Here is a 781-nt window from a genome sequence, read left to right as displayed (position 1 = left end):
GCTGACAACCCTGAAATAAAAATGCGGAGCTTAGGATTTGTGAAAAAAATTAAGGCTCAAGGGGCATATAAAGCGGCTCAAGAGCGAATGGAGCGAGAAAAACAGCACCAACAGGAAAAACAACAGAGACATTTAGAGCGAGAGAGTGGTTTGAGCTTGTAGCTAACGCCCTACGCCTACGGCTTCGGTTGTTCAACCCTTAAAGAACTCGCAACTTGTTGCGAGTTCTTTAAGGGTTCGCAATAAAAACAACCGCTAAACATTTCTGCCCAGCGGTTGAAAATTTACCTATTCACCATTACAACAATGATCAAGCAGGAAATTTTTTTGATTGCCGTAAATGTCCGTATATCTAGTTGAGGCACAACCCGCCAAAGTCATTGCCCCAACCAGAACGGCGATAACCGTATATTTACCGATAAGGCATCCGGCAGTTCAACAGACCGGGAAGGGCTGGATTTGCTGAGGATGAAGGTGGAGGAAGGTGATGTCATTCTGGTTAAGAAGCTCGACCGTCTTGGCCGCGACACTGCCGATATGATCCAACTGATAAAGGAATTTGACGCTCAGGGCGTGGCAGTCCGGTTCATTGATGACGGGATCAGTACCGACGGTGATATGGGGCAAATGGTGGTCACCATCCTGTCGGCTGTGGCACAGGCTGAACGCCGGAGGATCCTAGAACGCACGAATGAGGGCCGACAGGAAGCAAAGCTGAAAGGAATCAAATTTGGCCGCAGGCGTACCGTGGACAGGAACGTCGTGCTGACGCTTCATCAGA

1 pseudogene is annotated in these 781 nt (G+C 48.8%); it reads left to right on the top strand.

The annotated features are described in order from the left end of the window. Positions 1-402: 402 nt before the first annotated feature. Positions 403-781 (top strand): annotated as a pseudogene (locus tag NNN71_RS24775) (recombinase family protein); the annotation flags it as partial.

It is taken from the genome of Kluyvera sp. Awk 3 (assembly GCF_028069715.1).
GTDB classification, from domain to species: Bacteria; Pseudomonadota; Gammaproteobacteria; order Enterobacterales; family Enterobacteriaceae; genus Kluyvera; species Kluyvera georgiana_A.
The sequence above is the reverse complement of the archived record's forward strand: the minus strand, read 5'-3'. Positions and strand labels throughout refer to the sequence as shown.